The organism is Aquimarina algiphila, from assembly GCF_007489275.1.
Lineage (GTDB): Bacteria > Bacteroidota > Bacteroidia > Flavobacteriales > Flavobacteriaceae > Aquimarina > Aquimarina algiphila.
Genome location: NZ_VLNR01000138.1, coordinates 1 through 3,741, shown reverse-complemented (window position 1 = coordinate 3,741; position 3,741 = coordinate 1). Strand labels below are relative to the sequence as shown.

Annotated in this window: 2 protein-coding genes; both read right to left on the bottom strand. The window is 30.1% G+C overall.

Features of this window, described 5'->3' with window-relative positions; all coding sequences use genetic code 11:
* Positions 1–161 precede the first annotated feature (161 nt).
* Positions 162–1,610 carry a glycosyltransferase family 2 protein gene (locus FOF46_RS30415; RefSeq protein ID WP_143919179.1) on the bottom strand — a complete coding sequence of 483 codons (1,449 nt, stop codon included), beginning with the start codon at positions 1,608–1,610 and terminating at the stop codon, positions 162–164.
* 827 nt (positions 1,611–2,437) lie between these two features.
* Positions 2,438–3,049, bottom strand: a complete 612-nt coding sequence (locus tag FOF46_RS30410; RefSeq protein ID WP_143919178.1) for a hypothetical protein — start codon at positions 3,047–3,049, stop codon at positions 2,438–2,440.
* Positions 3,050–3,741 lie beyond the last annotated feature (692 nt).

Genomic DNA, 3,741 nt, shown 5'->3' with positions numbered 1-3,741 from the left:
AAAAGACCACATTGGAGTCTTAATTTAAAAACACCTAATTTTATACATAACAAAAAATCCTGTGAAGCTAGCTTCACAGGACTAAATTAAATATCGTAAAATTGTCAACCTATTTTAGGACGACTCAAAGTTTTAATAATTGAAACAACCTAATTAGATGATTAGGATGATACGGCAACAACAGGTTGTTTTTTGGTTTCAGTTTCGTTTTTGACAACAAGATCACGTGTCAGCCAACCACTTCTTTTTGCAGTGGCTATAGCGTAAGGAGTGATCCAAAATAGGGTAAAGGCATAAAAAATACTATAAGAATATGCCCAAAACGATTCTGATGTTTTATGTTTTTTAGCATAAAATAAGGCTTGTATGCTAGAAAAGATCAGTATGCTTAATAGTGAAGAACTAAGAAATAATAGAGGGTACGTACATATAAAAAACAACATTAATAATAGAGTTGGGTATGCCATCACCATTTTTAACCATTGGTTTAGTAATAATATTCTGGTACCTGTTTTTGATCCTTCTCTAAAGTTTTCAAAAGCAAATTTGCTCATAGCAATGTTTTCACGAACATTACTTCTTTCCCATCTAATAAACATTTTAGATAAGTTTTTATATCGCTCAGGAATATTGGTGTAAACGTATGCATTGCGTTGAAAGAATACTTTATATCCTTGTTTTAAAATCATATTAGTCATAGCGCGATCTTCTCCAATTTTTGACACTTCTCCCATAAAAGTCTGATTGATCCATGCTTCGCGACAATTAAAAACAGCTTCTCGACGATATGCAGACAGAGCACCCGGTGTACATAGAACAGAACCTAATCTACTTTGTGCAGAGCGTATGAACTCAAAACTAAAAGCAAAACTCACATTTAACATACGTGGAATTATGGCTTTTTCTTTATTTAGTACGAGAACATTTCCTGCTACAGCTCCACATTCCTCATTCACAACAAAAGGACTTACCATATTGCGTAAAGTGTCTTTCTTAACAATAGAATCACTGTCAACAGTAATAAAAACATCTCCCATTCCTAGATTAAATCCACGGTATAAAGCATGTCTTTTTCCTTTATTTTTTGGTTGTTGATAAATCGAAATACGGTTTCCTAAATCTTGCTTAGCCTTTTTCATCCAAGACCATGTATCATCCTGGCTTCCATCATCAATAGAAATGATCTGAACTTTTTCATGAGGATAATCACTTTGGGCAAGGCTAACTAAGGTTTTGTATACCAATTCCCCTTCATTATATGCCGGGACAATTACTGTACACAGCGGTAATTCTTTATCAGATACTGATTCAATTACTTTATAACGTAGGTATAAAAACAGTACATAAATTAGAAAACTAACTTTGATGATAAGTAGTGAGATACCTACTATCATTAGAGGAAGTCCCCAATTAGAATTCATTCTCTCTAAATAAATTTCTTCAAAATAAGGTTGTAAGAAATAGAACAGAGACCCTGCACCAAATAGTAATAGAAATGTTCCTATTAAAATGAATGATGATTTAGAGTTTGAAATCAATTTTTCAAAAGAGTTACTATTTTTTTTTGGAGGAGTTGATGTTTCGGATGGATCAAAAGTTGTTTGCTTCATTAAAATATTTTCTTAAATGACTAGTAGGAAGTAGCCAATATTGATACCACAATGAATGTGTTTGATTAACAGGTGTTTATGTTTTTTGCTTAGATTTTAAGTGTGTAGATTTTACACACTTGTGTGTAATTTCCCCGAAAAAAGAGGGTAAATTTCCCGTAGCTTTTATATAAATTTTATACTCTGATTAAGCGATTATAGGTATTGTGAAAAAAAGACTTGATTTTAAAGGCTTTAAAATCAGTTTAATATGTTGACTAGTAAAAGTAGAAGCTTTTGAACACTATTATTTTTTTAAAAGAAGTAACTTTTTAAAATTTGTTGTGTCTAAAAAGTATAACCAACAAAAATCACTTCCGTCAGTATATGGACAAAAAAAGACATAGATTTAAATAAAATAGAATTTATAGATTACGTTTACGAAAAAGAAGAACAACACGGGGTATCTGGTGTCAATGACACTTTATATTTTAAGACAAAAGGTGATTCTTTTATGATTAATTGTGTTTATTTGAAAAGGAGAAAATAACACTTATCATTTAATATTTATGAACAATATTATGAAAGTTGCACCAGAATAAATTAAAAATAAAATATAAAAATTCGGCTCTGTTTTTATCCGAAAATTCAGCGTCTCTTTACACGCTACGACACATATATTAAACGTTATGTGCAAGAAGCAGTATCAAATATTATAAGTTCAACAAAAGAAATACCGAATTTGGTAATTCTAATATCATAAACTACTTATTAAACTATTACCTTACATAATGTCTAAAGTCCAAACTGTGTCTCATAAAGATGATGAGCCATTACAGTGGACAAAATTAGTAAAATATACATCCTTTTAATAGAATTATTTCGTCTGTTTCAACAATATCTTTTGAATAATTTCTTTGAGAAGGATGGAAAATAAATGTTTTACCGTCAGTACTTGAAAAATGAAGTAAACCATCAATTACTTCATATTTATAAGTTATAGTATATTCAATTTCTGTACTAGATCCATAATACTCATAGTCAAACCACAAAACATCCTCCAGATCTCTTTTGAAATTTATATTCCATTTCATTCCATCGTAAGTTGTTTCACCTTTTTTCCATCCTTCACAATATGAAACAGTACTATCAAAATTAAAGAAAGATATAAAAAACGGATGGCCTGTAAAGCTCGAAAATTTTATATCTGAAAAGTCGCTATAATAATTTTCTGTATCTGCCCAGATTGTCTCATCATATTTATTTAAAAATCGGCACATCTTTGCTCCCTGACCTGGACCACAGTATATCACCGATGGATCCAGACTAGGATATTGTACTCCATATACATCTGTTACAATATCTAGCTGTTCAGGCTGTTCAGGCTCAAATTGCTCTTTGTCGCTTTCCGTACAAGAAAACAAACCAAAGAATAAAAATAGTAAAAGCAATTTTTTCATTTCTGATAGTTTTTATAAAAACTACAACCTTAACATAAGTATTAATAATGGTAAAACCTAAAAATATTCTTAAAAAATTAACAAAAGGTCATCAAATTAAAATAGAATCCAGCACATAACAATATATAAGACCTCATATCGACTCCTCTGTCGTAGGGACAAGGCTTATAATTATCCGTTGTAACACATTTTGATAAGAACAGATTTTTAAATTATATAAAATTGTTTAGCTCCAATAAATTTTTTAAATAAAGCTCAATCAAGATTATAGATTATTATTTTATGTATTTCATTACTAATATTTTATGGGTATCTGTCTTTATAAACAGTGTCAATATCATTCTTTTCGTGTCCCATTAATTCATGAATAATATCGGGATCTATGCCTTTGAATTTTGCTAAAGTCGCAAAAGTGTGTCTGATATGTTTTGTAGAAAATTTATGTTGTATTGGAAGAACCTCTATTTTAAGTAATTTAAAGGTTTTGCCAAGGTCTCTATTGTGATTATCTCTAAATGTTTTGTACTCAACAAAACCTTTTCTACAAGAAGAAAAAAGAAGATTTGAGTCGTCCTAAAATAGGTTGACAATTTTACGATATTTAATTTAGTCCTGTGAAGCTAGCTTCACAGGATTTTTTGTTATGTATAAAATTAGGTGTTTTTAAATTAAGACTCCAATGTGGTCTTTTA